This is a genomic window from Pseudomonadota bacterium, from assembly GCA_026388215.1.
Lineage (GTDB): Bacteria > Desulfobacterota > Syntrophorhabdia > Syntrophorhabdales > Syntrophorhabdaceae > JAPLKF01.
The window spans coordinates 1-4,325 of the sequence record JAPLKF010000234.1; the positions used below are offsets into that span (position 1 = coordinate 1).

Consider the following 4,325-nt stretch of genomic DNA (forward strand, 5'->3'; position numbering starts at 1 on the left):
TCATTTATCGTAAACAGTAAACCCTACAGGGAAAGTACAGGCACAAAAGATAAAAGGCTTGCAGAAGCCATACACGGGAAAGTTCTTACAAAGATTGTTGAGGGAAAGTGGTTTGGGATTAACCCTGCAAAAGCATATACCCTCGATGAGCTTATGGAAAAGTTTATGAGGGAGCATGCACCTAGGAGGGAGAAAAACACGCAAAAAAGTTATAAGGTTTCGCTGAACAACCTTACAAAATTTTTTTCAATGATGTCTCTCTCCGAAATAACACCCAAAACAATTTCCGCATACATGGAAAAAAGGCTTGAAGAAGGGATAAAACCTGCATCTATAAATAAAGATTTTTCAATGCTTTCAAAGGCTTTTAACCTTGCCATGAAGGAGTGGGAATGGACAAATGAAAATCCGTGTATGAAGGTAAGTAAGCTTCAAGAAAACAACAAAAGAATTAGGTGGCTTACCCCTGATGAGGAAAAAATGCTCTTAGATCTTGCAAAGGGGTACTTAAAAGGGCAGTTGTTAGAGATAATACTTGTTGCCCTTTATACAGGTATGAGGGAAAGTGAAATTCTGGATCTCAGGTGGGAAGATATAGATTTCAATCAAAAGATAATTATTATCCTGAAAACAAAGAATAAGGAACCAAGGTCCATACCAATAAATCAAACTATTTACACGTTACTTGCTGCAAAATCTAAAATAAGAAGCATATCAGGTTATGTTTTTACAACAGGGAACGGTACAAGGATAGGAGTAGGGAATATGCTCATGGTTTTTTCTCTTGTTACAAAAAATGCAGGAATAGAAAACTTCCGATTTCACGACCTCAGACATACCTTCGCAACAAGGCTTGTTCAAAAAGGTGTAGATATATATTCGGTAGCTAAACTTCTTGGCCATAAGAACCTTGCAACAACGCAAAGATATGCCCATCATTCAACCGAAAGTTTAAGACCTTTTGTGCTGCTTATGGACCAGGATTCTCAAAGGATTTAATCCGAATATTTCACGTTTCTTTCACGTTTGGGTACAAAAGAGGAATAAGACCTTTTATAACCCCTTGATAATTCTCATGGTTTATGGAAGATTTAAATCTCTGACTAAATAATTCACAATTCTTATTTATAGTTAGGGACTTTAAAAAATATGTCCTGAGATTTCAGGCATTGTTTCCACTTTAAACTTAAGGAATACCCTTATGTTTTTTGTTTAATCCTTTTCATCTCATACATCAACTTATCAGCTTCTGAGAGTAATTCGTCAACAGAACACGGGGCATCCGGGTCATAATGTGATATACCAGTACTCATGGAGACCTTAAATTTTCTTCTTGCCTGTTCGTTGTAACGATTGATATTGTGTTCCAGACGATTGAGGATATACTCTTCTTTGTCACTTTGTGTCTCGAGGGCAAAAACCACAAACTCATCCCCACCAATTCTCGCAATAATATCTGATTCTCTGAAGGTTTCCTTAAGGATGCTGGATGCATCAATTAAGGCATTGTCACCTTCAGTATGGCCAAGGTTGTCATTGATCCATTTCATGTTGTCGAGGTCTGAAAAGAGGAGGACAACCTTTTTTTGCACACGGTCTGCAATTTTGAGGTGTTGTTCAGCGAGTGTAAAGAAACCTCTCCTGTTATACAGGCCTGTGAGTTCATCTTTCAGGGAAAGCCCTTTGAGCTCTTCCTCCAACCTTTTTTGTTTCGTTATATCTTCAACGATTACGAGGAGCTTCCTTACCCCCTCTTGCTCTAAGGGGATACCGATAAAGTTTCTCACCGTTTCTTTTTTCCCATAATAAGAGATATACCTGACTGATTCCACTGTGAATGATTCACCCTTTAAGCCTCTTTGAAACCTTTCAGATAGCCCTATTTCTCTATAAGTGGGGAGGTTTAATAAGTTTGTACCTATTAGCTGTTCATGGGTAGACCCTGAAATCTCAAGCATTGCATTGTTTATGTATTCGATCTTCCCTGTTTCATCTATTACGTAGATGCCAAAAGGTGCGTTATCGGTAATATCTCGGGTTGTCTTGTATGCCTTTTTGAGGTTCTCTTCCATGACGGTTCTCTCTGTGATATCTTCGCAGGTCGCTAAGATTTCACCTGTTTCAAGTTTCACGGGCATAAATTTGGCTATTTTTTTCGTACCGTCCTTACAGGTTGTAGTAAAAACCTTTGGAAATTGTTCCCCTAATTGAGCACTCTCAACAGTATGAACCCATTCACCAATTACGGTCTTTCTATATTCTTGATCAGGATATGCCTTTCTGAACCATGTTCTTCCATCTGGTATCTCGCTTATATCGTATCCAAAAAGTGTTTTATGTTTTTGGTTGATGTATTTTATTGTACCGTTTTTGTCCATAAGTGCAAGCCCGAAGGGGGCACTTTCGGCAAGGATTTCAAACCGTTCCCTCTCTATCCGGAGTGTCTGTTCAATCTCTCTCCTCTCGGTGACATCACGGATTGTCTCGATTGCACCAACGACATTTCCCTCGGGGTCATAGAGGGGTTTCGCCTTTGCCCAGAGATACGCACCATTTTTCCCGAATGTAGAAATGAAGAGTTCTGTGTAAAGGATGTCTTTATCCCTTTTCACAAGGGGATACCTCTTTTCAATTGTTTCGTCCTCTGGCGAGAGGACGAGATCGACGAGAATCGGTCTTCGTGTTCCGTAGAAGGGTATACCGTATTCGTACTTGCCTTTCCCCACCATGTCTTTCGCCATCACACCTGTCATTTCTTCTATCGCTTTATTCCACGCAATGACCGTGCCTTGCTTGTTGATGACGAATGTTGCATCGGGGAGGTAATCGATAATGTCAGTCATGCGTTTTTCGGATTGCTGTAAGGCCTCAATCGCCCTCGTCCTTTCGGTAATATCCTCAAAGGCGACTATTGTTCCAACTGTCTCGAGTGTTACAGGAATGAAATTTATCACCTTCTTTGAACCGTCTTTGCACGTGACTGTGAAGACCACCGGCCCTTGTTCTCCTAATTTTGCTTTTTCAAGAACACTCTTCCACCTTGCAATGACAGTATGCCTGTACTCTGTGTCGGGATATGCCTTTCTAAACCACGTTCTCCCATCGGGGATATCATTCAGGTCATAACCGAATATCTCTGTAAATTTTGGATTTACATAGGTATATTGGCCGTTATTGTCAATCATTGCAATGCCGAAAGGGGCGTTTTCTGAGAGCATCATAAATCTTGTTTTCTCGTTATCGAGTGACTCTTCGGCGACCCTCCGTTCTTCTTCAATACCTATAGCAGATGCGAGGATTTCCATGATGCTCCTGTCAAATTTACCAGGAACAAAATCTCTCTGATATACCACACAGAGAGAACCTATTGGTGTATTCCCTATTTTGACTGCTTTCCCCATGTAGGTTTTTAAATTGTAAAGGGCTACATTAGGGTCGGTTTTGAAATATTTAGAGTGTGGAAGGTCCCGGACAATGAATATATCATCCCCGCCACGCTGTATCACATCATAGCATATATGTCCATCAGCTTTATCTGCTGGATTATGATCAGGTGGAACATTCCATTGCCCAATGGAACAGAGTAAACCCCCGTCAAGGCGGTTGTATAGTGCACAGACAGCGCCTAAGACTTCCCCGCACAATTGAGTGATGTTATTAACATTTTCAGATGCATTTGTGGTAAAACTTAAAAAGCACCTGTTGACCTTCATCAATTGCTCTTCAATTCGTTTTAATTCCGTGATGTCTATGGAAATCCCCACTAACCCGGCGGTTGTACCATCAGGTTTTGTAAATGTTGATTTATAATCGATATACGTCCGCGTGATTCCGTTAGCAAGTGTGGTACATGATTCATAAATTTTCTTGCCCGGGTTTTTCACTAATTCAATATCTATATTGTGGTGGACTGATGCCTGTTCCCGATCTGGCATGAGATTAATGACCGATTTCCCTACGATTTCCTCTCTTTTCATGCTGTATAGTTCCTCAAAAGCCTTATTACAGCCGAGATATACCCCCTTGGTGTCCTTATAGAAGACAGGGCTTGGTACATTGTCGATCATTATCTTCAATAGCTGGAGCTCTTCCTTGAGTCCATCTACCATTCCTTTTAGTGTGGTTTCTGAATTTTTAAGTTCTGCATTTGTTTTGAGGAGTTCTGTCAGTTCTCTTAAGAGTTGCTCTTTCGTTTTATTCTTGTTACCCATAATCTATCCCCCTTACAGGCAATAGGCTCTTGCTAACCGTAAACTATTGTGAATGAACTATTCAAATTTAAACCCATTATTTTTAAACAGTTTCACACATACTTCAACAACTTG

Annotated in this window: 2 protein-coding genes; one reads left to right on the forward strand and one right to left on the reverse strand. The window is 40.3% G+C overall.

What is annotated here, in order from left to right:
• Positions 1 to 999 (forward strand): tyrosine-type recombinase/integrase (locus NTU69_11515; GenBank protein MCX5804136.1); only part of this gene is annotated, 999 nt, incomplete at its 5' end.
• A 200-nt stretch (positions 1,000 to 1,199) separates the two neighbouring features.
• Here NTU69_11515 and NTU69_11520 read toward each other — a convergent pair.
• Positions 1,200 to 4,211, reverse strand: coding sequence for a PAS domain S-box protein (locus NTU69_11520; protein ID MCX5804137.1), 3,012 nt, complete (start codon positions 4,209 to 4,211; stop codon positions 1,200 to 1,202).
• Positions 4,212 to 4,325 lie beyond the last annotated feature (114 nt).